Genomic DNA, 24,486 nt, shown 5'->3' with positions numbered 1-24,486 from the left:
GCCAGGATCCGATCCACGCACCGATCCACGCACCGAACCGGGCGCTGAGCCGGACTGCTCCGTCACGCGGACCGGCCGGCCTGGCCAGTACCGTGTCTGACCTGCTGGAATGCGGGTGCGCGACTGGTTGTCAGACCCCCCGCCTAGACTCGCAGGAGTCATAGGGATCAGGACGATCAAGAGGATCAGGGCGGGACGGGAGGGGACCGATGACCACGGCAGAACACCGGCTTGACGAGTCCGCCGTCCGCCTTCTGAGATGTGCCGCTGTCTTCCTTCCGGCATCACTGCCGAGGGACGGGCGCGTCGCCTTCTGGGATCCTGATGGCGGCCCCCTCCCGGAACCGGACGGTTCCGCGGATCGTGAGGGTGTGGCGGCCGGTGCGGCGGCCACGGAGATCGTCGTCGTCCGATGGCACGGACAGCAGGACGACGTCCGTCGGCGTACGGTGCCCGCGGTCCTGCTGCCCCTGTGCGAGGCCCTGCCGCTGCTGGCCCGCGCCCGGCACCAGCAGTCCGCCCACCCCGCGACCCGCTGCTGGGGCGCCGCCGCGCTCCAGGCACTCAACCTGGTGGCGCGCGGCAGACTGCTCCCCGGCCTGACGGGCGACGACCGCGACGCCTGGCGGGCCGGACCGCGCGATGCCGAGGACGTCGCTCACCTCCGCGCGATCGCCGCCGCCATGCCGGCCGAGGGGTACGCGGTCCCGCTCCCGGACCGCGCTCCGCTCCAGGTCCCCGACCCGGAGTGGCTGCTCGGGGCGTTCCTCGACGCGGTGGCCGACACCCTGCCCCGTACACCCGCCGCGGCATACGCGATGGGGGCACCTTTCGCGGCCCGTGAGGCCCAGCATCTGCCGGAAGCCCGTGACTGGGCCGTCGAAGTCGCGGCCGGGCTCGACACCGGCGTGCGGGTCTCGCTGCGCCTCGACCTGTCGGCGTACGAACTCTTCGACACGGCGGACAGGTACGCCGACCACCACGAAGACGGCGGCGACGGCCACGACGCCGGCAACGGCCGCAACGGCGTCGACGACGGCGCCCCCGCTGCGACGGCCGCGGATGCTCGTCCCGGCGCTGCGCGGCACGCCGCCGCGGCCATCACCCAGGTGCACAGCCTGGCCGACCCGACCTACGTCGTCGACGCCGCCGCCCTGTGGCACGGCGCGGTCGGAGAGCCGTTCGGTCCCCGGGCCAGGATCGACGCGGTGCTCGCACTGCGCCGCGCCGCCCGCGTCTGGACGCCGCTGGAGCGGCTGCTGGACCAGCCGGTACCCGATGTGCTCGCGCTCGACGAGGACGAGCTGTACGAGCTGCTGGGCGACGCCGGAGCCCGGCTGGCGGCGGCCGGGGTGAGCGTCCACTGGCCCAGGGAGCTCGCCCGTTCCCTCACCGCCGCTGCCGTTGTGCGGCCCGCGCCCGGCTCGGCCACCGACGGCACCTCGTTCTTCGACGCCGAGCAGCTCTTCTCCTTCAACTGGCAGTTGTCGCTGGGCGACGAGCGGCTGACCGAGGCGGAGATGGACGTTCTCGCGGAGGCCCACCGGCCGGTGGTGCGGCTGCGGGACCAGTGGGTCGTCGTCGACCCCGCGCTCGTACGCAAGGCGCGCAAGCGGGAGCTCGGGCTGCTCGATCCGGTCGACGCCCTCGCCGTCGCGCTGACCGGCAGCGCCGAAGTCGACGGAGAGCAGGTCGAAGCGGTGCCCGTCGGCGCGCTGGCCGCGCTCCGGACCCGCATCACCGCCGACGACACCGCCATCGTGCCGCCGCCCGGTCTCGACGCCACGCTCCGCGACTACCAACTGCGCGGCCTCGCCTGGCTGGACCGGATGACCTCGCTCGGTCTCGGCGGCTGCCTCGCCGACGACATGGGCCTGGGCAAGACGATCACCCTCATCGCCCTGCATCTGCACCGCGCCCATCCCGCGCCCACCCTGGTGATCTGCCCCGCCTCCCTCCTGGGCAACTGGCACCGAGAGATCAACCGCTTCGCTCCCGGTGCCCCCGTGCGACGCTTCCACGGCACCGGCCGCACACTCGCCGATCCCGACGGCGGCTTCGTCCTCACCACCTACGGCACGATGCGTTCGAGCGCGGCGCAACTCGCCGGCCAAAGCTGGGGACTGATCGTCGCCGACGAGGCCCAGCACGTGAAGAACCCGCACTCCTCCACGGCGAAGGCGCTGCGCACCATCCCGGCCCCGGCCAGGGTCGCCCTCACCGGCACGCCCGTGGAGAACAACCTCTCCGAGCTGTGGGCCCTGCTCGACTGGACCACTCCCGGACTGCTGGGCCCGCTCAAGGCGTTCCGGGCCCGCCACGCCCGTATCGTCGAGAGCACCGGTACGGCGGCCGGGCTCGCCAACGACGAAGCAGTCGAACGGCTTTCCCGGCTGGTCCGGCCCTTTCTCCTGCGCCGCAGGAAGTCGGACCCGGGCATCGCCCCCGAGCTTCCGCCCAAGACGGAGACCGATCACCCCGTCTTCCTCACCCGCGAACAGGCCACGCTCTACGAGGCGGCGGTCCGCGAGACGATGGCGTTCATCGAGGCCTCGGAAGGCATCGCCCGGCGCGGTCTGATCATGAAGCTGCTGGCCTCGCTCAAGCAGATCTGCAATCACCCCGCGCAGTATCTGAAGGAGGAGCCGACCCGCCTCACCGGCCGTTCGGGAAAGCTCGCCCTGCTCGACGAACTCCTCGACACGATCCTGGCCGAGGACGGCTCCGTCCTCATCTTCACCCAGTACGTGACGATGGCCCGGCTCCTCTCCGCCCACCTCGCCTCGCGCGCCGTCCCCTCCCAACTCCTGCACGGCGGTACGCCGGTGGCCGAGCGGGAACGGATGGTGGACCGCTTCCAGTCCGGCGAGGTCCCGGTCTTCCTGCTCTCCCTCAAGGCGGCGGGCACCGGACTGAACCTCACCAGGGCCGCCCACGTCATCCACTACGACCGCTGGTGGAACCCGGCCGTCGAGGAACAGGCCACGGACCGGGCGTACCGCATCGGCCAGACACAACCCGTGCAGGTGCACCGGTTGATCGCGGAGGGCACGGTCGAGGACCGGATCGACGAACTGCTGCGGGCCAAGCGGGGCCTGGCCGATGCGGTTCTCGGCGCCGGTGAGACCGCGCTGACCGAGCTCAGCGACCGCGACCTGGCCGATCTCGTCTCGCTCCGGAGGCCGCCGTCATGAGCCCCCGCCCGCAGCCCCTGCCCCGTCCGTACGCCCCCGAGCCCCGACCGGCCGGCCGCCCGGTCGCCCGGTCACGCCCCGGCCCGGACGATCTGCGGCGCACCTTCGAGGCCGTGCCGCCCCGCACCTCCGACGGCGACGAACCCTTCGCGGACAGCTGGTGGGGCCGCGCCTGGGTGGCCGCCCTGGAATCCCTGTCGATGGACGAGGGACGGCTCTCCCGCGGCCGTACGTACGCCGACAGCGGCAAGGTCGCCGCGATCACCGTGACCCCCGGACGAGTCGTAGCCTACGTCCACGGCAGCCGCCCCCGCCCCTACCGCGCCGAGCTGCGCCTGCGGTCGTTCACCGACGCCGACTGGGACATCTTCCTGGACGCGGTGGCCGCCCGCCCCGGTCACCTCGCCGCACTGCTCGCCAAGGAGATGCCGCACTCGCTGGCCGACACGGCGGCCGAGGCCGGCATCGGACTGCTGCCTGCCGCGGGCGACCTCGATCCCGGCTGTTCCTGCCCCGACCACGGCTGGCCCTGCAAGCATGTGGCCGCCCTCTGCTACCAGATGGCCCGGCTGCTGGACGCCGACCCGTTCGTCCTTCTGCTGCTCCGCGGCCGGGGTGAGCGCGAACTCCTCGAAGAGCTGGGCCGCCGCAATGCCGCGCACTCCGCCCGGGAACGCCCCGCCGCGCCCGCCACCCCCTCCGTGCCGGCCGGCGAAGCCCTCGCGGACCGCTACCTCCCGCCGCTCCCCGCCCCGCTGCCGGTCCTGCCGCACCCCGGGCAGCCACCCTCGTACCCGAGCCTGCCCGGCGCCCGCGACCCGCTCGCCCTCGACCACCTGGCCACGGATGCGGCGGCCCGTGCGCACGCGCTCCTCACCACCGGCCTCGACCCGCTCGCCGGGCTCACCGCCTGGCAGGACGCGGTACGGCTGGCCGCGTCCCGGCCGACCGCCGGACTCACCGCGACGACCCGCGCCCTCTACCGCGAGCTGGCGTACGCCACCGGCCGCACCCCCACCGACCTGGCCCGGGCCGTGGCGGCCTGGCGCCAGGGCGGCGCCGAAGGGCTGGCCGTCCTCGAAACACCCTGGGACCCTCCGGCCGGTCCCTTCGACCGTGCCCGCCCCGCGCTCGCTGCCGCCGACTTCCCTCGCTTCCACCCCTGGCGCAACCACCTCACGCACCCCAGCGGCACACTCCAGCTCCGCTTCGGCCACGACGGCCGTTGGTACGGCTACGAATCCGAGCCGGGCGAGGACGACTGGTGGCCCCGCGCCACCCCGGACTCCGACCCGGTGGGCGCGCTCATGGAACTCGGTGGCGGCTGACTCCCGGCCCTCGACCGATCCGGCCCCCAGGCCGTTCCAGCGGCCCGTTCCTCAACTCCGTAGAAAGACGAAGAGTCCGATCAGCAGCACGGCGACGATCGGCAGCACGATCAGCCGAGCTTTCCGGAACGACTCGTTCTCCTGCTGGGACAGCCCACGGTCGGCGCCGTGTGCCGATGCCAGATGCTCCCCGGCCATGTCGGTGATCTTCTCCGTGGTCAGCAGTGAAGGCGACCAGCCGCAGTGCGCACAGACCAGGAAGTCACGGTAGGGGTCGTAGCGGAAGTCCCGCTCCATGTTGACCGTGAACACCTCACCGTCCGGCGTCGTCGCCGTGAAGTGGCGTATCGGCGCACCCATGTGGATCGCTCCCTTGTTCCACGCATGTGATCGGTCCCGGGTCCCCGGTTGCGGCACAGTACCCGGCCGCACCCGGCCGCCCTCAGCGAGGCGGCACCGCATCGACGATCCGGCGGGCGAGGACCGGCTGCTCGCGGGAGATCCGGTCGGCGAAGAAGTCGCGGGTGAGGGGGTGAGTAGGGTGCTGTCATCGAACTGCGGCGCAGGGGGCCCGACATGGCGGATTCAACGGTTTCCAAGGCGGTGACCTGGGGGCTGTTCGCCGCCTGGGTGGCCAATGATCTGGAGGAGCTGGCCACCATGGCCGGCTGGGCGCGGGCCGCCCGGCCCGGGCTCCAGGAGCGATTCCCGCGAGTGCCCGAGGCGTTCTGGAAGCGGATGGAGCTCTCGCAGCGGGACGTCAACGTCGCGATCGGCCTCATGGGCGGGGTCATGGCGGCGGCGTCGGCGGACGGGGCGCGCACCGGCGGCCGCAGCCCGTTCTTCCGGAGCGTGCTGGTCGGCTTCGGGGTGCATGGTGTCGCGCACCTGGCGCAGTCGCTGGCGTACCGGGGCTACACGCCGGGGGTGGTCACGGCGCCGACGGTCGTCATTCCGTACTCGGTCTGGGCCGTGCGGCGGCTCAAGGCGGCCGGTATCAAGAGCGGCGGCGCCGGTGCGACGGCTGCGGCGCTGGCGCTTCTCCCGGTGACCGTGGTGGGAGTTCACGCGCTGGCGCACCGGATCAACCGGCCGCGCGGGCCCAGGGCCCGAGCGGCGGCGTGACCGAGCGGCGGCGTGACCGTGGCGGTCGCGTGCCGGAAGTCGGCGGCCGGGTGTCAGAAGTCGGCGATCGTACGCTCTTCGATCCGGGCCACCGAGTCCTGGGCGTACGCCTTCTCGTAGGCGTCCCGGATCCGCTCGATCCGGGCATCACGTACGCGCGCCTCGGACGCCGGGTAGAGCAGGGTCAGTTCGTAACTGCGCTCCCGTTCGATCACCCCGCGGGAATCCCGCCACTGGCCTCGGCCGTCCTGGATGGTCAGCCCGTTAGGGAAGCGCGGTGTGACCTCCTCGTCGACGAACGTCATGAATTGACGATCAGTCACAACAGGTCCACCGTCGGGGTGTTCGGTGCCGAAGAACAGCCGGGTCTCGATGTAGGCCTTCCCGTGCACGACGACGGATGACGCTGCGGGCTGCGAGGCAGCGGGGGATTCGTCGCCGAGCGTGGCGTACGCGACCGGGGTGCCCACGGCCAGGACGGCCAGGGCGGCGGCCGTGGTGAGTGCGGTGTGCTGGTTCGGGCCGGTGAGGCCCTTCGCGCGGGTGAAGTGGGGGAAGCGGGGCAAGGCGGGAACCTTCGTTCGGAGTCTGCGCGGGGGGCCGTCAGGGCCTGCGGCGCGGATGCGCGGGGCTCACTGTGGCAAGCGACGCGCGCCGGGCGGCGGAAGGACATGGGAGCAACCACCGGAAACAACCCGTACGGCTCGGGCCGGGCTTCACCGAGTCCCCACCTTCGTCCGCAGGCTTCCGGTGCTCGATGCCCCTGAGGCCTGGCCCCAGGACCCGTCGACGGACTCCTGGAAGACCGAGCCGGTGAGGACGCTCCGTACGAAGAAGGTGCCCCGCAACCATGTGAAGGCGGAGGCCACCGACAAGCACCCGGCGCAGGTCGAGGTGTACTACGAGGACGTTCCGATCGGGTGCTGGACGACCGTGCAGTTCTCCGGAGCCCTGCCCGCGCGGCGGGTCAACGAACTGCTGGACCGGGTGGAGAAGCTCCAGCAGGCCGTGAAGTTCGCCCGCGAGGAGGCCAACGGCGTGGACGTCACCGAACAGCGGGTGGGTGATGCGGTATTCGGTTACCTCTTCGGGTGACCGACCATGGAATCCCCCGCCGTTCACTACGGTCGGGGTGCGCGAGGAGCGCAAGCTGAAACTGAAGCTTGTCGTGACGTTCCGGGGATCTCACGTCACACGCTCGCGGGCAGCGACACCCCGCGCCCCGCGAAGAAGCGCTCGAAATCGGGCAGCGGAAGATCTGCGGCACGCGTCCCGGCCGTCGTGCCGGAGGGGTTGTGGAAGTGGACACCGGCCTCGTCGGCCGTACGGGACGTCAGCAGCACCAGATGCCCGCCGCGCCCCGGAGCGGGCCGCTCCGGATGCCGGATGCCATAGTGCACCGAGGCCATGACGGTCCGGCCGCCGTCCAGCAGATCGAGGATCTCCCGTGTGGAGAGGTGGCGGTGGACCGTGGCGTCGAGTCCGTGCACCTCCCGTACGTACTGTGCGAAGGGCGCGTAGATCAGGCCCCGGATCACCCCCTCCGCATCCTCCGTGTACGCGCCGTACTTGAGCGCCCCGTCGCGCAGCGCGAACAGGGACGGGGCCCGGGCGGCCTCGGCCGGTACAGCACCCGGGACCTCCCGGACGCCTGAGCCCTCCCCGGCGCCGAGCGCCATGCGTAGACAGGTCATACCGCACAGATGACCGGACCAGCGGGCGTACTCGGCCGGTGACGCCGCTCCCGACTCCGCCCACGCCGGATCGGTGGCCGGATCGAGTCCGCCCTCGACGATCGGGCCGACGAGTTCTCGGGAGGCGAACTGGGTGAGGACGGGAACACGGCAGGCGGGACAGGTCACCGGGGGTATCCGATCACTGGCGGTATCCGGTCAGGAAGCGGCCGATGCGGCTGATCGCCGCGTCGAGATCGTCAGCGTACGGGAGTGTCAGGATCCGGAAGTGGTCGGGCCGCGGCCAGTTGAAGCCGGTGCCCTGCACGACCTGGATCTTCTCCCGCAACAGCAGGTCCAGGACGAACTTCTCGTCGTCGACGATTCGATGCACCTTCGGGTCGATGCGCGGGAACGCGTACAGCGCGCCCTTCGGCTTCACGCACGACACACCGGGGATCTCGTTCAGTTTCTCCCAGGCCCGGTTGCGCTGCTCGTACAGCCTGCCGCCGGGCGCGACCAGTTCCCGGATGGACTGCCGGCCGCCGAGCGCCGCCTGGATGGCGTACTGCGCCGGCGCGTTGGGGCACAGGCGCATGGAGGCGAGAGTGGTCAGCCCCTCCAGGTAGTTGCGGGCGTGCTGCTGTGGCCCGGAGATCACCATCCAGCCGGAGCGGAACCCCGCCACCCGGTACGTCTTCGACAGACCGCTGAAGGTGAGGCAGACCAGGTCGGGGGCGAGGACCGCCACGCTGTGGTGCTCGGCGTCGTCGTACAGGATCTGGTCGTAGATCTCGTCCGCGAACACCATCAGGCCGTGCCTTCGCGCCAGATCGAGGATGCCTTCGAGGACCTCGCGCGGGTAGACGGCACCGGTCGGGTTGTTCGGATTGATGATCACGACGGCTCTGGTGCGATCGGTGATCTTCGACGCCATGTCCGCGAGGTCCGGGTTCCAGTCCGAGGCCTCGTCGCAGGTGTAGTGCACGGCCTTGCCGCCCGCGAGGGTCACCACCGCGGTCCACAGCGGATAGTCGGGGGACGGGACGAGCACCTCGTCACCGTCCTCCAGGAGGGCCTGGACGGCCATGGAGATCAGCTCCGAGACTCCGTTGCCGAGGAAGATGTCGTCGACCCCGACGTCCACCAGCCCCATCGCCTGGTACCGCTGCGCCACCGCCCGGCGGGCGGACAGGATGCCGCGCGAATCGGTGTAGCCGTGGGCCTGCGGAAGCATCCGGATCATGTCCTGGACGACCTCCTCCGGCGCCTCGAAACCGAAGAGTGCCGGGTTGCCCGTGTTGAGGCGGAGCACGCTGTGGCCCGCTTCCTCCAGGGCGTTGGCGTGTTCGATGACCGGGCCCCGGATCTCGTAACAGACCTCGTCGAGCTTGCTGGACTGCCGGAATTCCATGCGGTGGCCTCCCCGACCTGATTGCGATACTTGGTTTTACCAAGCCAGAGCTTGGAAAGTCCAACAACATGTCTAGACTGCGTCGCATGCCACGTCAGCAACAGTCCGCAACCCGCCCGGCCCGCCGCCGGAGTTACGACCAGTTCTGCGCCACCGCACGCTCCCTCGATTCCGTGGGTGACCGGTGGACCCTGCTGATCGTCCGTGAACTGCTGGCGGGCCCCCGCCGCTACACCGACCTCCACGCCGACCTGCCGGGCGTCAGTACGGACGTTCTCGCCTCCCGGCTCAAGGACATGGAGCAGGGCGGTCTGGCCACCCGCCGCAGGCTTCCGCCGCCCGCCGCGGCCTCGGTGTACGAACTGACGGAGCGCGGCCGCGGGCTGCTGCCCGTACTCGCCGCCCTCGCGGAGTGGGGCGCGCCCGCGCTCACCGAGCGGCGGCCCACCGATGCGGTGCGGGCGCACTGGTTCGCGCTTCCGCTGCTGCGCGCGCTGGACGGGCTGAGTCATGCCGGGGTCGTCGAAGTCCAGCTGGACGAGGGCGAGTTCCATGTGCGCGCCGGCGGCGCGACAGTCGGAGGGGCGGCAAATGCGACGGCTGCTGCGGCGGTGTACGGAGACGGCCCCGCCGACCACGCCGATGCCCGTATCACCCTCGACGTCGAGGTCTGCCTGGCGCTCGGGCGGGGGGAGCTGACGCTCGCCGAGGCCGTCAGGGGCGGGCGCGTCGAGGTGTCGGGCGACGGGCCGCTCGCCGCTGAACTCCGCGGCGAATGACCGGGACGGCGCGGGCGACGACCGTCGGGCCGGGAGGGTTTCGCGGCTCAACTCCCGGGTAGCGTGGGGGCATTTGACATGACCGGTTCCGGATTGCCGGTCCGGGGTTCCGGTTCGGGACGTCCGGTCCGGGGTGTCCGGGACGCTTCCGGGATGCCGAGGCAGAGGAGTCGCACGTGAAGGCCGGCAGACAGCATGAGAACCGCGGGCGGCGCGTACAGCAGGCGCAACTCGCCAAAGCCCTGGGCACGGGCGGCTGCGCGGCCGCGCTCGGCTTCGTGCCGTCGGCGGCCGTCGCCACCCCCGGCAGCGGTGTCAGCGGCACGGTGGTCGCGAAGGGCACATCGGCGGGGAAGCTGAAGGTGACGACCCCGAACGGCCGCACCGACGTGACCTTTCGGACCATCACCGTCGAGCCGGGCGGCTCCACCGGCTGGCACACCCATAGCGGTCAGGTCATCGCCGTCGTCAAGTCCGGGACGCTGACGCGCACTATGGACGACTGCTCGGTCGAGGTGATATCCGCGGGCTCGTCCTTCATTGAGCCGTCCGGGGCCGAGCACCGCCACATCGGACGCAACCTGGGGACCGAACCTGTGGTGATCTGGGCGACGTATCTGCTGCCCGAGGGCAGTGCGCTCTCGGACGACGCCGACGCGGTGGACTGCGGCGCGAAGAAGTAGACCGCGTGACGCGCATCCGTCCACCGCCGCCGGGGCGCCGTCAGCCGGCGAGCGTCTCCCCGTATGCCCCGAAGCCGGAGACCACCAGGCCGTCGCGGAAGGTCAGCACCTCGCTGACCCGGCCGCCGATCTGGTTGCGATAGTCGATCACCAGGGCATGGACGCTCGCCCGGACGTCCACCACTTCGGACTTCAGCTCGGGGATGCGCTCCAGCGCTGCCGCCCAGTACCTGCGCAGCGCTTCCCTGCCGTGCACCGTGCCGGACGGATCGCCGGTGAACCGCGCCATGACGGGTGAACTGAACGTCACGTCCTCGTGATAGTGCGCCAGAACGCGGTCGAGATCGTGGGAGTTCCAGTCGTCCTCCCACTGGGCGGCGAACGCGCGGGCGAATTCGAGGTCCATGGAGAGGATCGTAGAACGCGAACTCGCCGTGGACGGAGCGATTTGACCGGCGGGGACGTTGCGACCGGTGGGAGTGTTGTGACCGGCGGGAGCGTTCCGGAACCACCTGGCGGGAAGCGAAGAGGAGGCACCCCGTCGGCGGTACGCCCGACGAAGGGGCGCGGGGCCGGGGTGATGATGGTCGGGTGCGATTCGAAGCGATCACTTGGGAGCGGCTGGCCGAAGCCTGCGCCGCACACGCCGACGGTCTGGAGCCGGCCGACGCCGGGCCCTGGCTGAAAGTCGCCGTCGATGGCGCCCCGGCGGCCCGTACCGGGGAGTTGGCCGGGCGAGTCGCGCAGGCGTTGCGGGTCCGGGGGCGTGCGGTTCTGGTGGTGTCCACCGAGGGGTTCCTGCGGCCGGCGAGTCTTCGGTACGAGTACGGCAAGGAGGACTCCGACTCGTACTACGACAGCTGGTTCGACACGGGCGCGCTGTGGCGCGAGGTGTTCGGGCCGCTGGAGGTGGGCGGGAGCGGCCGGGTGCTGCCCGATCTCTGGGATCCGGTGACGGACCGGGCCACGCGCAGTCCGTATCAATCCTTGCCCGAGGGCGGTGTGTTGGTGGTGCACGGTCCGTTGTTGCTGGGGCACTGGTTCCCGTTCGACCTGAGCGTCCATCTGCGGTTGTCGCCGGGCGCACTGCGGCGGCGTACCGGGGCGGGCGAGCGCTGGACGCTGCCCGCCTTCGCGCGGTACGAGGACGAGGTGGCGCCCGGCGGACGCGCGGACGCGGTCGTACGGGCCGACGACCCGCTGCACCCCGCCTGGACCGGGTGGGGGCGCAGCGGGTAGCGGGCGGGGCCGATCCGGCGAGCCTGGTGCGTCATGGACCGGGACGGCCCCCCACGGTGGTGACCGCCTCCGCCCCCGACCGGCAGCCCGCCGCCACGGCCGAGGCGTCGTCCGCCCCCGCGAGGCGCGCCGCGAGGAAGCCGCCGGTGAACGCGTCGCCCGCGCCCGTCGAGTCCACGGCACCCCGCACCTGAACAGCCGGGATGCGCCGGGTCACCGTGCCCGCGACGGCCAGCAGGGCCCCGCCCTCGCCGAGCGTGACGACCACCCGGGGCACCTGAAGGCTCAACTTGGCCGCCGCGTCGGCCGGTTCGGGGAGACCGGTGAGCAGCCGGGCCTCGTCCGCATTGGGCAGCAGCAGATCCGTGCCCTCCACGACTGTCAGGAACCGGCCGACGCCCAGCTCGGCGAGGAAGCCGGCCGAAGCCGGGTCGACGCTCACCGTGACCCCCCGTCGTCGGGCCTCCCGCAGGGCGAGCAGGGCCGTCGCGCGGCTCGTCGCGGCGAAGAGGAGGTACCCGGAGAGGTGGAGATGGGCGATGCCGTCGAGCATCGACGGTGACCAGTCGTCGGGGGAGAGCCGGAGCACGGCACCGCTGTCGGTGAGGAAGGTGCGCTCGGCGGCGGAATCGACGAGGGCGACGACGGTGGCGGTCGGCACGTCGTCGTCCACGGCCAGCAGGCAACGTACCCCTGCCCGTCGGAGCGCGTCACGGTGCCAGACCGCACGGTCGGCGCCGACACGGGCCAGCAGCCGTACGTCGCGGCAGCCCGAACGCGCGGCCCAGCAGGCGACGTTGGCGCCCGCACCGCCGGGGAGAGTACGGATGCGGGCCGAGGTGTCCGTACCGTGGACCAGCGCCGTCGCGTGCCGGGCCACTACGTCGGTGACCACATCACCGACGACGAGCAGACCGCCGCCGCTCATCGGCCCGCTGTTGGTCCTCGACCTGTCGTCGGCCATTGGCCTGCTGTTGGCCATCGGCCCGTTGTCGGCCATTGGCCCGTCACTGGTCACCGGCTCGTCGGTCGTTGGCCCGTCACTGGTCATCGGCTCGTCGGTCATTGACCGGCCGCCGGGTTCCGGCGTGATGTCGTGTCCTGCGCGTCCGCGGCCCACGCACCGGAGATCCGCGCGGCAAGCGACACGTTTCCGCGTACGGCCGCCAGATTGGCCTCCAACGAAGCGCCCCCGGTCCCGCGCATCAGCCGGTCCAGCAGGAACGGCGTGACGGCCTGGCCCGCGATACCGCGCTCCCGGCACGCGTCGAGGGCCTCGGCCAGCACGCGGTCATGGAGCGCGGGGTCCAACTGGTCCGCCATGGAAACGGGGTTGGCGACGATCAGGGCGGAGCCGGGACCGCCGAGCGCGTCCTGGGCCCGCATCACCTCTGCGACCTCCTCGGGCGTCCGCACGGTCCAGTCGACCGGTTCGCCCGAGCTGTTCAGGTAGAAGCCGGGAAAGCGGTCGGTGCCGTAACCGAGCACGCCGACACCGAGCGTCTCCAGACGCTGCAACGTCGCGGGAACGTCCAGGATCGACTTCACCCCCGCGCACACCACGGTGATGCGGGTCCGCGCGAGGAGCCGGAGGTCCGCGGACTCGTCCTGGGTATCTGTCCAGTCCCGGTGTACGCCGCCGAGACCGCCGGTCGCGAAGACGCGCAGGCCTGCGTGCGCGGCCAGGAACGCCGTCGCGGAAACGGTCGTCGCCCCGCTCGCGCCCGCCGCCAGGGCCGGTGCGAGGTCCCGGTGCCCCAGCTTCCGCATCGCCGGGTCGGCGGCGACCCGCTCCAACTGGACCTTGTCCAGGCCGATGCGGGCCCGTCCGTCGAGTACGGCGATCGTGGCGGGCACCGCGCCCGCGGACCGTACGAGCCCTTCGAGCTCTTCGGCGACCCGAAGATTGCGTGGGCGCGGCAGGCCGTGGGCGATGATCGTCGACTCCAGAGCCACGACGGGGTGGTGCGTGGCGAGGGCCGTCCGTACCTCGGTGGAGAGGACGGGGGAGTAGGAATGTGCGCTGCGCGACGCATTCAATGACATGTCCACATCCCTGTCGCGGGTGCGCCGGCCTCAAACGTGCTGCGGGACTACTCGTCCTCTGCGCATGTTCTCCCGGTCCTGGTGCCGAGTCGCTCCGGAGCAGTCGCTAGGGTGACCGGCCATGACCACATTTGATCAAGCTCCCGCCTCATTTACCGTGCACATTCCGGCTGCCGACCTCGAACCGGAACCGCTCGACCCGGCACAGATCGTCTCGGGCGACCCCGTGGTGACCGGCAAGGTGCTCTGGGAGTCGCCCGACGGCAAGCAGGTGCGCGGGATCTGGCAGATCACGCCCGGCGTGGTCACCGACACCGAGGCCAATGAGCTGTTCGTGGTCGTCAGCGGACGCGCGACCGTGGCCGTCGAGGGCGGGGCGACGCTGGAGATCGGGCCGGGGGACGCCTGCGTACTGCGCGAGGGCGACCGTACGACGTGGACCGTGCACGAGACGCTGCGCAAGGCCTACCACATCAGCCTGTGAAGCCTCAGCAGCCTCAGGCGTCAGGGGCGGGTGCAGCGGGTGCGGTCGCCGTGTCCGGGGCTGCTGTTTCGGCGTGTGCCACGGGCCGGGTGAGCGCCCGGCGCAGGGCGAGCGCAGCCATGGGCAGCAGCAGACATGCGCCGACCACGTTCAGCCAGCCGTAGCTCGCCCGGGCGACGATCACCCCGGCGATCATGCCGCCGATGCCCGCCGCCGTGTTCATGGTCAGATCCGACAGCCCCTGCACGGCGGCGCGGGCGGGTTGCGGCACGGAGTCGGTGAGCAGCGCCGAACCCGCGACCAGCCCGGCCGACCAGCCGAGCCCGAGCACGAAAAGACCGGCCGCCGTCTGCCCGTGGCTGGCGCCCGCCGTGCCGGCCAGAAGTGCGGCGCAGGAGAGCAACCCGACCGCCAGGCCGATCACGGTGAGCCGGCCGAACCGGTCGGACAGCCAGCCCATTACCGGGGAGAACGCGTACATACCCGCGATGTGGCCGCTGATGACCAGGCCGATCAGCTGGAGCCCGGCGCCGTGATGGCCCATATCGACGGGGGTCATCACCATGATCGAGACCATCGCGGTGTGTGAGACAGCCACCGTCACCAGCGCCAGCCGCGCCATCGGAGACGCCCGGACCGCCGCGATACCGGCACGCAGCGAACGGCCTGCGGGGGACTCGCTCTCCTGCGGCGCCAGCGCCCGCGCGGTGAGCAGCGGATCCGGCCGCAGCAGCGCCCAGACCACCAGGGCGGCCAGCAGAAAGATCCCGGCCGCGAAGAAGAAGGGACCCGCCTGTTCGGATATCGCGGTGCCGCGGAAGACATGTCCCACCGGGGCCGCGATGTTCGGCCCCAGAACCGAACCGATCGTCGTGGCCCAGATGACGGTGGAGATCGCCCGGCCGCGCCGGTCGGGCTCGACCAGATCCGCGGCGGCGAACCGGGCCTGCAGATTGGCCGAGGAACCGGCACCGAACCCGGCCATGCCGAGCAGCAGCAGCGGGAAGCTCTCCACGACGGTGGCCAGGACCACGAGCCCCGCGCCGAGCGCACCGATCAGATACGCCAGTACGAGACCGGGGCGCCGTCCGCGCGACGTCATCAGTGCGGCCAGCGGCAGCGAGAGCAGTGCCGTACCGGTCACCGACGCGGTCGGGGCCAGACCGGACAGCGCCTCGGAACCGCTCACCTCCGTGGCCAGGACCGGGGCCAGGGCGATACCGATGGGTACACCGAGGCCGCCGAGTATCTGGCTGGCCATGAGTACCGCGGACGTTCTGCGCCGCAGTCCGGGCAGTTCTTCCGCCGTGACCGGGCCGGCGCCGGGGAGGCCGGACCCGGTGGGGCTGTCAGGTGCGTCGAGGGTGTTGGTCACTGGCGCAGTGTGCCAGCCCGTACACGGGTACGAAACCGGGTTCGGTCCGGGCGGGGCCACGGCAGGGCCGCAGATCGGGGAGGATCAGCCCCCGCACCCCGAATCAGAACAGCGGCTGTGGCAGCACACCCTCCAGAGCCAGCAGCTTCCGCTTGGTTTCGAGGCCCCCGCCGAACCCGCCGAGTCCGCCGTCGCTCTCCACCACCCGGTGGCACGGCACCACCACCGGCAGCGGATTGGAGCCCATGGCCGCCCCGACCGCCTGCGCGGCCCCCGGCTGCCCCACGCGCTCGGCCAGGTCCCCGTACCCGGCGACCGCCCCGTAGGGCACCCCCGTCGCCAGCTCGCGGAGCACCTGGCGGTTGAAGCCGGAGGTCAGCGACCAGTCCAGGTCGAGCGAGAACTCCCGCAACGAGCCCGCGAAATACTCCGCGAGCTGGCGTATCGGCTCGGCGAGCCGTGCGGAGCCGGGATTCTCCACCGGCTCCGCACCGAGTCGCGTCCGCAACTGCCCGACCGCCTTCTCCCTGATCTCGGGACGGGCATGGAAGACCACGCTCACCAGCCCCGCGTCGGTCGCGGCCAGCAGCAGCGGGCCGATGTCGCTCTCGACGACGGCCCACTCGACAACCCCGTTGCTGTTCATGGAAACCACCGTACGGCCGACCACTGACAACGGGCCGTGGAGGTGGGCGACGAGCCGCGGAGCCGGGGCGGCCGAGCTGTCAGCCCGTGGCCTCGCGCACCACATCAGGCGTGTTGGTGATGATCCCGTCGACGCCGAAGCCCGCCACCTTCGCGGCGGTCGCCGCGTCGTTGACCGTCCAGGTGTTGACCCGGAGCTTCTTGCCGTGTGCGCCCTTCAGCGCATGCACCGCCTTCACGTAGTCGGCGGAGATCGACGTGTGCGAGGGATTGATCTGGTCGGTGAACGCCGCGTACGAGGGCAGATCGGCCACCGTCGGGGTGCCGAGGAAGCCGGTCGTGACGTCCGGACGCTGCTCGTGCACCTTCTTCACACTGTCCGCACCGAAGCTCTGGATGACGAGCCGGTGCTTGACGTGATTGCGGTCGAGCCACCCCTGCCGGCCCAGCACCCGCAGGGTCTCCTTCTCGATGCCCGGATAGATCTCCGGGCTCTTGATCTCCAGCAGCAGATTCTGGTGGTTGCGCTCGACCCGGTCCAGGTACTGCTTGAGGGTGGGCACCCGGGTACCGGCGAACTGCGGACCGAGCCAGCTGCCCGCGTCCAGTCGGGCGATCTCGGCGGCCGTGAAGTCCTTGACCGCCCACGGCGCGCGGTCCGGGAAGACCTCCTCGACGTCGGTGGTCCGCTTCAGATCGGTGTCGTGCACGACCACCAGAACGCCGTCCTTGGTGAACTGGACGTCGTTCTCCACCCAGTCGAAGCCGAGGGCGTCGGCCTTGTCGACGGCCGCCAGGGTGTTCTCCGGCGCGTAGGCGGAAGCGCCCCGGTGGGCGAGGACGACCGGAGCGTCCGGCTTCGTGTCCTCGGTCCGGGCGCTCACGGTCCGGATGCCCGTGACCGTGCTGGTGTGCCCGGCCGTGACCGTGGTCGTGGTCCGCGTATCAGTGGTCGACATCAGGAGGGCGCCGGCACCCATGAGCGCGGTGGCAGCGACGGCGGCGGTGGCGGTACGTGCGTACACGTGTACTCCTCGCGTCAGAGTTACGGACGGGCCGAGAGTGGCAGCCGTCCCCCGATGAGGGACAGGCGAATGATGGCCACAACGTGAACGCAGCTCCTGAGACCGGGTCACGGAGCGATTTCCTTGTCGATAAAATGCAGCTCTTCTGTTTGTCTGCCGGGCCTCGCGCCTTAGGGTCACCTCGAACCCGGGCTTCCGCGAAGGGCGTACGAGCATGCAGGGCACGATCGACGGTTTCAGCTACGGAGCGGTGACGCCCGTCGCGGCCTTCCTCATGGCCTGCCTCGGAGCAGCCCTCGGGCTGCGCTGCACGACCCGTTCGCTGCGCACCGAGCGTTCCTTCAAGGCCGGCTGGCTGGCCCTCGGCGCGACCTCCATCGGCTCCGGCATCTGGACGATGCACTTCATCGCGATGATGGGTTTCTCCGTCGAAGGGGTGGTCATCGACTACGACAAGGCGATCACCTTCGCCAGTCTCGCGGTCGCGATCGGCATGGTCGCCATCGGCATCTTCATCGTCGGGTACCGGGGCGCCACCCGCATGGCACTGGTGACGGGCGGCACGATCACCGGGCTCGGCGTGGCCACCATGCACTACCTGGGTATGGCCGGAATGCGTCTTCCGGGGCAGTTCGAGTACGACACGATCACCGTGACCCTCTCCGTGGTCATCGCCGTGGTGGCCGCCACGGTCGCGCTCTGGGCGGCCGTCTCCATCCACGGCTTCCTGCCCAGCCTCGGTGCCAGCGTCGTGATGGGCGTCGCGGTGAGCGGCATGCACTACACCGGAATGGCCGCGCTCAACGTCCATCTGCATCCCGGCGCCCTCGTCGGCGCCGGTTCGGACGACGCGCAGACCGCCCCCCTCGTACCGCTGCTGATCGGCCCCGGCTGCTTCCTGCTCCTGGCCGCGGTGGTCGTGATGTTCGACCCCCTGATGGTGATGGGCACTCCGGACTGGGACGACCCCAAGGTCCTGAACGGGGCCGGACGTCGCCCCGGAATCCCGGCCCCCCGGCCCGTCCCGCGGCAGGTCCCCAGGTTCGGAACACATGCCGATCCGGCGTCGTTCCACTCCGGGCCCCGCGACCCCGCGCCACCGGGAGAATGGTGACCTCCGGCCCGGCACCACGGCCGACCCGGCCCGGTTGTCAGTGGTGGGTCGTACGGTGGTTGCATGCGGCCCGTTTCGAAGATCGAACGTTCGGTGGCGCCTTTCGAGGTCGTCAGTCCCTACCAGCCCAGTGGCGACCAGCCCGCGGCCATCGCCGAGCTGGAGCGGCGCATCCGTGCGGATGAGAAGGACGTCGTCCTGCTCGGTGCGACCGGCACCGGCAAGTCGGCGACCACCGCCTGGATGATCGAGAAGCTGCAGCGCCCCACCCTCGTCATGGCGCCGAACAAAACGCTCGCCGCCCAGCTGGCGAACGAGTTCCGTGAGCTGCTGCCCAACAACGCCGTCGAGTACTTCGTCTCGTACTACGACTACTACCAGCCCGAGGCGTACGTCCCGCAGTCGGACACCTACATCGAGAAGGACTCCTCGATCAACGAGGAGGTCGAAAGGCTGCGCCACTCCGCGACGAATTCGCTGCTCACCCGCCGAGACGTCGTCGTGGTCGCCTCCGTCTCCTGCATCTACGGCCTCGGTACGCCCCAGGAGTACGTGGACCGGATGGTCCAGCTCAAGGTCGGTGACGAGATCGACCGCGACCAACTGCTGCGCCGCTTCGTCGAGATCCAGTACAGCCGCAACGACCTCGCGTTCACCCGCGGCACGTTCCGGGTCCGCGGCGACACCATCGAGATCTTCCCGGTCTACGAGGAGCTCGCCGTCCGCATCGAGATGTTCGGTGACGAGATCGAGGCGCTCTCCACCCTCCACCCGCTCACCGGCGAGGTCATCAGCGAGGACCAGTCCCTCCACGTCTTCCCCGCCAGCCACTACGTCGCCGGCCCCGAGCGCATGGAGAAGGCGGTCAACGGCATCGAGCAGGAGCTGGAGCAGCGCCTCGCCGAGCTGGAGAAGCAGGGCAAGATGCTGGAGGCACAGCGGTTGCGGATGCGCACCACGTACGACATCGAGATGCTCCGGCAGATCGGCACGTGCTCCGGCGTGGAGAACTACTCGATGCACTTCGACGGCCGCTCACCCGGTACCGCCCCCAACACCCTCCTCGACTACTTCCCCGAGGACTTCCTCCTCGTCCTCGACGAGTCGCATGTCACCGTCCCGCAGATCGGCGCCATGTACGAGGGCGACGCCTCCCGCAAGCGGACCCTCGTCGACCACGGCTTCCGGCTGCCCTCAGCGCTCGACAACCGCCCGCTGAAGTGGGAGGAGTTCCTGGGCCGGATCAACCAGACCGTCTATCTTTCCGCCACGCCCGGAAAGTACGAGCTGTCCAGGGGCGACGGCTTCGTGGAGCAGATCATCCGCCCCACCGGCCTCGTCGACCCGGAAGTCGTCGTCAAGCCCACCGAGGGCCAGATCGACGACCTGGTGCACGAGATCCGCACGCGCGCCGAGAAGGACGAGCGGGTTCTCGTCACCACCCTCACCAAGAAGATGGCCGAGGACCTCACGGACTACTTCCTGGAGCTCGGCATCCAGGTCCGCTATCTGCACAGCGACGTCGACACCCTGCGCCGCATCGAGCTGCTGCGCGAGCTGCGCTCCGGCGAATACGACGTACTGGTCGGCATCAACCTCCTGCGCGAGGGCCTCGACCTGCCCGAGGTGTCGCTCGTCGCCATCCTCGACGCGGACAAGCAGGGCTTCCTGCGCTCGGGGACGTCCCTGATCCAGACCATCGGGCGCGCCGCCCGTAACGTCTCGGGGCAGGTCCATATGTACGCCGACAAGATCACCCCGGCGATGGCGCAGGCCATCGACGAGACGAACCGCCGCCGCGAGAAGCAGATCGCCTACAACACCGAGCGCGGCCTCGACCCGCAGCCACTGCGCAAGAAGATCAACGACATCGTCGCCACGATCGCCCGGGAGGAAGTCGACACGGAGCAGTTGCTCGGCAGCGGCTACCGCCAGGCGAAGGGTGCCAAGGCTCCCGTTCCCACGCTGGGCGTCAAGACGGCAGGCGCGAAGACGGCCGGCGCCAAGAAGGCCGGAGGCAAGGGCGCGGTGGTCACCGACCGGCCCGCGGCCGAACTCGCCGGAATCATCGAGGAGATGACCGACCGGATGCGGGCGGCCGCCGCGGACCTGCAATTCGAGGTGGCGGCCCGACTGCGCGACGAGGTCGGTGAGTTGAAGAAGGAATTGCGCCAGATGCGGGAGGCGGGTCTCGCCTGACCCCGTCGCATCGGGTGTGTTGCAGGACCGACACAAAAACGCCCCAAGCGGCCGCGCCCTCGGCGCGACTGCGTAGGGTGCTGGGAAACCGCGCACGGACGGATGCGGGGCAAGCGGAGAGGGGACAGCGCGTGACGGTCAATATGACCAAGGGTCAGGCCATCAGCCTGCAGAAGAGCGACGGGGGGACCCTGACCGCGGTACGGATGGGGCTCGGCTGGCAGGCGGCGCCGCGCCGTGGTCTGTTCGGTTCGCGTACGCGGGAGATCGACCTCGACGCGTCGGCGGTGCTGTTCGCCGACAAACAGCCGGTCGACGTGGTTTTCTTCCGCCACCTCGTCAGTGACGACGGCTCGGTCAAGCACACCGGGGACAACCTGGTCGGCGGCGCCGGTTCCGGCGGCGACGACGAGGCGATCCTGGTCGACCTGCAGCGGGTGCCGGTCCACATCGACCAGATCGTCTTCACGGTGAATTCCTTCACCGGCCAGACGTTCCAGGAGGTGCAGAACGCCTTCTGCCGCATCGTCGACGAGACCAACGGCCAGGAGCTCGCCCGCTACACGCTGGACGGCGGCGGGCAGTACACCGCCCAGATCATGGCGAAGGTGCACCGTTCGGGGAACGGATGGCAGATGACCGCCCTCGGCAACCCGGCCAACGGCCGCACCTTCCAGGACCTGATGCCGGCGATCCTGCCGCACCTGTAGGCACGGCCTGACCGGCCGGTCGGACATCGGCACGCGCAGCTCCCGGAGGCATCGGCCGCCGGGAGCTGCACCACATGGCACCGATCCGCATGGCACCGGACCGCATGACGCCACATCGCGCGGTACCGCACCGTGCGACACCGCATGACGCAGCAGCAACTCACCGAGGGGACAGGGCAATGACGGCCGAGCTGGTCCGGGGGCAGAACCACACCTTGCCCCAGACCCGTCTGGAGATCCGGGTATCGGCCGGCACGCCCGTCGTGGCCGGTGCCACGCTCGGCGACGAGAACGGCACGGTGCGCGGCACCGAGTGGATCGCCCACCCGGGATCGCCCCAGCTGCCCGGGCTCGAAGTGTCCCGACAGGCCGCCGCCGACCACCGGCTCGCCGTGGACCTCGACGCGCTGCCCGATCCGGTGCACCGGGTCACCGTGCTGCTGGCCCTGCCCACGGGCATCGGCTGTCCGGTCCGGTTCGGCGCGGTCGCCGCACCGTACGTCGCCGTCACCGGGCTCGACGGCACCGAGATCGCCACCTTCACCCTCACCGGCCTGGACACCGAGTCCGCGGTCACCGCCCTGGAGCTCTACCGCCGTCAAGGCGCCTGGAAGGTCCGCGCCGTCGGCCAAGGCTACGCGGCCGGCCTCGCCGCCATGCTCGCCGACCAGGGCCTGCCCCAGGCGGCCGAGCTGGCCCACACGATCCAGGAGGCGGTCACCCGCGCGACGGCCCGCTCGGTCGCCCCGCCCCCGCCGCGCACCCCGGACACGGACCGGGTCGGTCACGGCACGGGCCCGGTACGACCCGCGGACCGCTCCCGGCCACCTGTCGCACCACCGACGGCCGCCCAGCCACCCGAATCGCTCACCGAACCCACCGCCCAGCCGTCCGCGGCCACGACGGGCCCCATCAACTACGCGCACCCGCGCCGCCGTGCCACCGCGCCCCCGCCGCCGCCTCCCACCGCGCCGCCCGCCGAGCCGGGCCGCCCCGCACAGCCCGTCGCCGGGGACGCGACCGGCTGGTCGATGGACGAGCGCCTGTACAACCAGATCTGGGGCATGTTCGAGGACCTCGCGCGCACCACCGCCGCGTACCGCAGCGCCGTCGACTTCGCCGAGTCCCGCATGGACCAGGAGCTCGACCGGAGCCTGTCCGACCCGCGCAACCGGATCGGTGGCGCCGGTGACCGGGCCCGCGAACAGGCCCGGGCCAAGCGCGACGAGCTGACCGCCCGGGCCCGCGAGGCCCTCGACCGCGACCTCACCCAGCTCGCCGCCGAGTCAGCCGTCGTCGAACCCGCACTCCCCGCCGCGTTCGCGGGGTGGGACAACCCCGTCTGGCACGCCTACCGGGTCCCGATGGAGATCCCCATGGCGCTGCGCATCGGCGAGCTCCATCTGCCCGAGAGCCCGGAGCTGCGCATTCCGCTGCTGGTCCGGCTGCCGCTGGAGCGGGGCATCTGGGTCGACAGCGGCCGTACGGCGTCCGAGGCCGCGGCTCTGATGGATACCGCCCAGCTGCGCCGCCTCGCCATGGAGAACGCGGTCGCGCACGCGGCCCGGCTGCTGGCCGTGTACCCGGCCGACGAGTTCTCCGTCCATGTCATCGACCCCGCGGGCTCGGCGGCCGGCGCGCTCGCGCCGTTGGTCGCGTCCGGGGCCCTCGCCGGTCCGCCCGCAGCCGGGGCCGGGGGCGTGGCCTCGGTCCTCGCCCGGCTCACCCGGCGCGTCGACCTGGTGCAGATGGCGATACGGGCCGGCGCCGCGGATTCGCTTCCGCCGGACCTGGACACGGGCGAGCAGCTGCTGATCGTCAACGACTTCCCGCACGGCTTCGACGACCGGGCCGTCACCCAGCTCCGCTATCTCGCCGACGAGGGGCCCTCGGTCGGCGTCCATCTGCTGATGGTCGCGGACCGGGAGGACGCCAGTGCGTACGGACCGGTGCTCGACCCGCTGTGGCGGTCGCTGCTCCGGATCACCCCGGTCGCCGATGACCACTTGGCCGATCCCTGGGTGGGCCACGCGTGGACGTACGAGCCACTGAGGATGCCGCCCGGCAGCCGGGTCCTCGAACGGGTGCTCGCCAGGGTGGCCGCGGCCCGCCGCCCCCGGCGGGCCTGAGTGGCGAAGCCGCCGACAATCGGACCTCACCCATCTGACCAGGCCTTTTGAAAGATCTTTACCCTCGCCTTTACCTTTCCTTGGTGTTCCCTGTACTGTTCTTTGGGCGGAGGGGAGTACTCCCATACGCGGCGTTCCCGTCAGTACGGACCGTGACCGGTCCCGGGGCGCCGGCCCGTGGTGCGCAGCCCGTGCGCCAGGGTGGAAGAGACCTCCGGCAGCGACGACGCTGATCAGTAGCCGTAGCGAACTGCCGGAGGCGCAGTGGACGTTTCATGGACCCTCTGGGTGCTGACCATTCTTGGTCTGTCAGCCCTTATTGCCGTCGACTTCTTCATCGGGCGCAAACCCCATGATGTGACGACCAAGGAAGCCGGAATCTGGACGATCGTCTGGATCGCGCTGGCCGCGCTCTTCGGACTCGGCCTGCTGGTCTTCGGTGGGAGTCAGGCATCTGGCGAGTTCTTCGCGGGTTTCATCACCGAGAAGTCGCTCAGTGTCGACAACCTCTTCGTCTTCGTCCTGATCATGGCGAAGTTCTCGGTCCCCTCGCACCTTCAGCAACGGGTACTGCTCGTCGGCGTGCTGATAGCGCTGGTCCTGCGAGCGATCTTCATCGCCGCCGGCGCGGCCGTCATCGCCAACTTCTCGTGGGTCTTCTACATCTTCGGCGCGTTCCTGATCTACACCGCCTGGAAGCTCGTCCAGGAGGCGCGGGCCGACGAGGAAGAGGAGGAGTTCGAGGAGAACCGTCTCCTCAAGACGATCGAGCGCCGCTTCGGGGTCGCCGACCGGTACCACGGCACCAAGCTCTTCATCCGTAACAACGGCAAGCGCGTCCTGACGCCGCTGATGATCGTCATGCTCGCCATCGGCACCACCGATGTGCTGTTCGCGCTGGACTCCATCCCCGCGATCTTCGGCCTGACCCAGGACCCGTACATCGTCTTCACGGCCAACGCCTTCGCCCTGATGGGGCTGCGGCAGCTGTACTTCCTGATCGGGGGCCTGCTGAAGAAGCTGGTCCACCTCAGCTACGGCCTCTCGGTGATCCTCGGCTTCATCGGCGTGAAGCTGGTGCTGCACGCACTGCACGAGTCCGGAGTGCACGTCCCCGAGATATCCATCCCGTTCTCGCTCGGCGTCATCTGCGGCGTGCTGGTGATCACCACGATCACCAGCCTCGTGGCCAACAAGAAGCAGGAGCGGGCCGAGGCGGCCGCGGAAGCGGACAAGGCCGCGGACGAGGGCTCCAGCGTCGACGCCTGACCGACCGTTCCCAGTCGGCCGTCCGGCAGGGCGGGAACCAGCACCGGCCGGGGCG

At 70.8% G+C, this 24,486-nt stretch carries 22 protein-coding genes and 1 pseudogene; 13 read left to right on the top strand and 10 right to left on the bottom strand.

The features are described 5' to 3' along the window. Positions 1–209: 209 nt before the first annotated feature. Entirely contained in the window at positions 210–3,194 is a 2,985-nt protein-coding gene (locus tag ACFU8Q_RS14950) for a DEAD/DEAH box helicase (protein WP_384452925.1), read from the top strand. Beyond that, positions 3,191–4,522, top strand: coding sequence for an SWIM zinc finger family protein (locus ACFU8Q_RS14945; RefSeq protein WP_384452922.1), 1,332 nt, complete (start codon positions 3,191–3,193; stop codon positions 4,520–4,522). The genes ACFU8Q_RS14950 and ACFU8Q_RS14945 overlap by 4 nt, the downstream gene beginning before the upstream one ends. 51 nt (positions 4,523–4,573) lie before the next feature. On the opposite strand, the gene ACFU8Q_RS14940 is transcribed toward ACFU8Q_RS14945, so the two are convergent. Continuing rightward, entirely contained in the window at positions 4,574–4,882 is a 309-nt protein-coding gene (locus ACFU8Q_RS14940; protein ID WP_384452920.1) for a hypothetical protein, read from the bottom strand. 216 nt (positions 4,883–5,098) lie between these two features. Here ACFU8Q_RS14940 and ACFU8Q_RS14935 point away from each other — a divergent pair, with 216 nt between their 5' ends. After that, the gene (locus ACFU8Q_RS14935; protein WP_384452917.1) at positions 5,099–5,647 is read left to right on the top strand and encodes an HXXEE domain-containing protein; all 549 of its coding nucleotides are present in this window, start codon (positions 5,099–5,101) and stop codon (positions 5,645–5,647) included. 53 nt (positions 5,648–5,700) lie between these two features. Here the strand turns inward: ACFU8Q_RS14935 and ACFU8Q_RS14930 are convergent, their stop codons facing one another. Next, positions 5,701–6,213, bottom strand: coding sequence for a DUF3574 domain-containing protein (locus ACFU8Q_RS14930; RefSeq protein WP_384452914.1), 513 nt, complete (start codon positions 6,211–6,213; stop codon positions 5,701–5,703). Between the two features lie 166 nt (positions 6,214–6,379). Here ACFU8Q_RS14930 and ACFU8Q_RS14925 point away from each other — a divergent pair. Then, positions 6,380–6,742 (top strand): annotated as a pseudogene (locus ACFU8Q_RS14925) (hypothetical protein); the annotation flags it as partial. Between the two features lie 95 nt (positions 6,743–6,837). Here ACFU8Q_RS14925 and ACFU8Q_RS14920 read toward each other — a convergent pair. Next, positions 6,838–7,509 carry a peptidase gene (locus ACFU8Q_RS14920; RefSeq protein ID WP_384452911.1) on the bottom strand — a complete coding sequence of 224 codons (672 nt, stop codon included), beginning with the start codon at positions 7,507–7,509 and terminating at the stop codon, positions 6,838–6,840. A 13-nt stretch (positions 7,510–7,522) separates the two neighbouring features. After that, positions 7,523–8,734, bottom strand: a complete 1,212-nt coding sequence (locus ACFU8Q_RS14915) for a pyridoxal phosphate-dependent aminotransferase (protein ID WP_384452908.1) — start codon at positions 8,732–8,734, stop codon at positions 7,523–7,525. An 86-nt stretch (positions 8,735–8,820) separates the two neighbouring features. On the opposite strand from ACFU8Q_RS14915, the gene ACFU8Q_RS14910 reads away from it, so the two are divergent. Both ACFU8Q_RS14910 and ACFU8Q_RS14905 read left to right on the top strand, forming a co-directional pair. Continuing rightward, the gene (locus ACFU8Q_RS14910; RefSeq protein ID WP_384452905.1) at positions 8,821–9,513 is read left to right on the top strand and encodes a winged helix-turn-helix transcriptional regulator; all 693 of its coding nucleotides are present in this window, start codon (positions 8,821–8,823) and stop codon (positions 9,511–9,513) included. A 176-nt stretch (positions 9,514–9,689) separates the two neighbouring features. Then, positions 9,690–10,196 carry a cupin domain-containing protein gene (locus ACFU8Q_RS14905; protein ID WP_384452902.1) on the top strand — a complete coding sequence of 169 codons (507 nt, stop codon included), beginning with the start codon at positions 9,690–9,692 and terminating at the stop codon, positions 10,194–10,196. 40 nt (positions 10,197–10,236) lie between these two features. Here the strand turns inward: ACFU8Q_RS14905 and ACFU8Q_RS14900 are convergent, their stop codons facing one another. Further along, positions 10,237–10,602 carry a nuclear transport factor 2 family protein gene (locus ACFU8Q_RS14900; RefSeq protein WP_384452899.1) on the bottom strand — a complete coding sequence of 122 codons (366 nt, stop codon included), beginning with the start codon at positions 10,600–10,602 and terminating at the stop codon, positions 10,237–10,239. Positions 10,603–10,787: 185 nt separating this feature from the next. Between ACFU8Q_RS14900 and ACFU8Q_RS14895 the strand changes: the two genes are divergently transcribed. Further along, a complete protein-coding gene (locus tag ACFU8Q_RS14895) occupies positions 10,788–11,435 on the top strand; it encodes a uridine kinase (RefSeq protein ID WP_384452896.1) in 648 nt (215 codons plus the stop codon). Positions 11,436–11,466: 31 nt separating this feature from the next. Here ACFU8Q_RS14895 and ACFU8Q_RS14890 read toward each other — a convergent pair whose 3' ends face one another. After that, complete coding sequence (locus tag ACFU8Q_RS14890; RefSeq protein ID WP_384452947.1) at positions 11,467–12,363, bottom strand: carbohydrate kinase family protein; 897 nt, start codon at positions 12,361–12,363, stop codon at positions 11,467–11,469. A gap of 134 nt (positions 12,364–12,497) precedes the next feature. Continuing rightward, the gene (locus ACFU8Q_RS14885; protein ID WP_384452893.1) at positions 12,498–13,481 is read right to left on the bottom strand and encodes a pseudouridine-5'-phosphate glycosidase; all 984 of its coding nucleotides are present in this window, start codon (positions 13,479–13,481) and stop codon (positions 12,498–12,500) included. A gap of 121 nt (positions 13,482–13,602) precedes the next feature. Between ACFU8Q_RS14885 and ACFU8Q_RS14880 the strand changes: the two genes are divergently transcribed. After that, a complete protein-coding gene (locus tag ACFU8Q_RS14880) occupies positions 13,603–13,965 on the top strand; it encodes a cupin domain-containing protein (protein WP_384452890.1) in 363 nt (120 codons plus the stop codon). 13 nt (positions 13,966–13,978) lie between these two features. Here ACFU8Q_RS14880 and ACFU8Q_RS14875 read toward each other — a convergent pair whose 3' ends face one another. From ACFU8Q_RS14875 to ACFU8Q_RS14865, 3 genes are all read right to left on the bottom strand, one after another. Next, on the bottom strand, positions 13,979–15,340 hold the full coding sequence (locus tag ACFU8Q_RS14875) for an MFS transporter (protein ID WP_384452887.1): 1,362 nt from the start codon (positions 15,338–15,340) through the stop codon (positions 13,979–13,981). Positions 15,341–15,443: 103 nt separating this feature from the next. After that, positions 15,444–15,986, bottom strand: coding sequence for a methylated-DNA--[protein]-cysteine S-methyltransferase (locus tag ACFU8Q_RS14870; protein ID WP_384452884.1), 543 nt, complete (start codon positions 15,984–15,986; stop codon positions 15,444–15,446). A 79-nt stretch (positions 15,987–16,065) separates the two neighbouring features. Continuing rightward, entirely contained in the window at positions 16,066–17,010 is a 945-nt protein-coding gene (locus ACFU8Q_RS14865; protein WP_384452881.1) for a glycerophosphodiester phosphodiesterase, read from the bottom strand. A 214-nt stretch (positions 17,011–17,224) separates the two neighbouring features. Between ACFU8Q_RS14865 and ACFU8Q_RS14860 the strand changes: the two genes are divergently transcribed. From ACFU8Q_RS14860 to ACFU8Q_RS14840, 5 genes are all read left to right on the top strand, one after another. Further along, complete coding sequence (locus ACFU8Q_RS14860; protein ID WP_384452878.1) at positions 17,225–18,124, top strand: MHYT domain-containing protein; 900 nt, start codon at positions 17,225–17,227, stop codon at positions 18,122–18,124. A gap of 63 nt (positions 18,125–18,187) precedes the next feature. Continuing rightward, complete coding sequence (gene uvrB / locus ACFU8Q_RS14855; RefSeq protein ID WP_384452875.1) at positions 18,188–20,323, top strand: excinuclease ABC subunit UvrB; 2,136 nt, start codon at positions 18,188–18,190, stop codon at positions 20,321–20,323. A 131-nt stretch (positions 20,324–20,454) separates the two neighbouring features. Continuing rightward, entirely contained in the window at positions 20,455–21,033 is a 579-nt protein-coding gene (locus ACFU8Q_RS14850) for a TerD family protein (protein ID WP_073747806.1), read from the top strand. A 179-nt stretch (positions 21,034–21,212) separates the two neighbouring features. Beyond that, positions 21,213–23,162 carry a TerD family protein gene (locus tag ACFU8Q_RS14845; RefSeq protein ID WP_384452872.1) on the top strand — a complete coding sequence of 650 codons (1,950 nt, stop codon included), beginning with the start codon at positions 21,213–21,215 and terminating at the stop codon, positions 23,160–23,162. 264 nt (positions 23,163–23,426) lie between these two features. Further along, a complete protein-coding gene (locus ACFU8Q_RS14840; protein ID WP_384452869.1) occupies positions 23,427–24,431 on the top strand; it encodes a TerC family protein in 1,005 nt (334 codons plus the stop codon). The last annotated feature ends 55 nt before the right edge of the window (positions 24,432–24,486 follow it).

Origin of the sequence: Streptomyces sp. NPDC057543 (assembly GCF_042801895.1) — a bacterium.
Classification (GTDB): domain Bacteria; phylum Actinomycetota; class Actinomycetes; order Streptomycetales; family Streptomycetaceae; genus Streptomyces.
The sequence above is the reverse complement of the archived record's forward strand: the minus strand, read 5'-3'. Positions and strand labels throughout refer to the sequence as shown.

What these genes read in the sequence shown, in the direction of transcription:
- ACFU8Q_RS14880 (WP_384452890.1), top strand. Translation starts at nt 13,603, where the DNA reads ATGACCACATTTGATCAAGCTCCCGCCTCATTTACCGTGCACATTCCG.
- ACFU8Q_RS14945 (WP_384452922.1), top strand. Translation starts at nt 3,191, where the DNA reads ATGAGCCCCCGCCCGCAGCCCCTGCCCCGTCCGTACGCCCCCGAGCCC.
- ACFU8Q_RS14910 (WP_384452905.1), top strand. Translation starts at nt 8,821, where the DNA reads ATGCCACGTCAGCAACAGTCCGCAACCCGCCCGGCCCGCCGCCGGAGT.
- ACFU8Q_RS14870 (WP_384452884.1), bottom strand. Translation starts at nt 15,986, where the DNA reads ATGAACAGCAACGGGGTTGTCGAGTGGGCCGTCGTCGAGAGCGACATC.
- ACFU8Q_RS14900 (WP_384452899.1), bottom strand. Translation starts at nt 10,602, where the DNA reads ATGGACCTCGAATTCGCCCGCGCGTTCGCCGCCCAGTGGGAGGACGAC.
- ACFU8Q_RS14935 (WP_384452917.1), top strand. Translation starts at nt 5,099, where the DNA reads ATGGCGGATTCAACGGTTTCCAAGGCGGTGACCTGGGGGCTGTTCGCC.
- ACFU8Q_RS14915 (WP_384452908.1), bottom strand. Translation starts at nt 8,734, where the DNA reads ATGGAATTCCGGCAGTCCAGCAAGCTCGACGAGGTCTGTTACGAGATC.
- ACFU8Q_RS14845 (WP_384452872.1), top strand. Translation starts at nt 21,213, where the DNA reads ATGACGGCCGAGCTGGTCCGGGGGCAGAACCACACCTTGCCCCAGACC.
- ACFU8Q_RS14890 (WP_384452947.1), bottom strand. Translation starts at nt 12,363, where the DNA reads ATGAGCGGCGGCGGTCTGCTCGTCGTCGGTGATGTGGTCACCGACGTA.
- ACFU8Q_RS14860 (WP_384452878.1), top strand. Translation starts at nt 17,225, where the DNA reads ATGCAGGGCACGATCGACGGTTTCAGCTACGGAGCGGTGACGCCCGTC.
- ACFU8Q_RS14885 (WP_384452893.1), bottom strand. Translation starts at nt 13,481, where the DNA reads ATGTCATTGAATGCGTCGCGCAGCGCACATTCCTACTCCCCCGTCCTC.
- ACFU8Q_RS14950 (WP_384452925.1), top strand. Translation starts at nt 210, where the DNA reads ATGACCACGGCAGAACACCGGCTTGACGAGTCCGCCGTCCGCCTTCTG.
- uvrB (WP_384452875.1), top strand. Translation starts at nt 18,188, where the DNA reads ATGCGGCCCGTTTCGAAGATCGAACGTTCGGTGGCGCCTTTCGAGGTC.
- ACFU8Q_RS14940 (WP_384452920.1), bottom strand. Translation starts at nt 4,882, where the DNA reads ATGGGTGCGCCGATACGCCACTTCACGGCGACGACGCCGGACGGTGAG.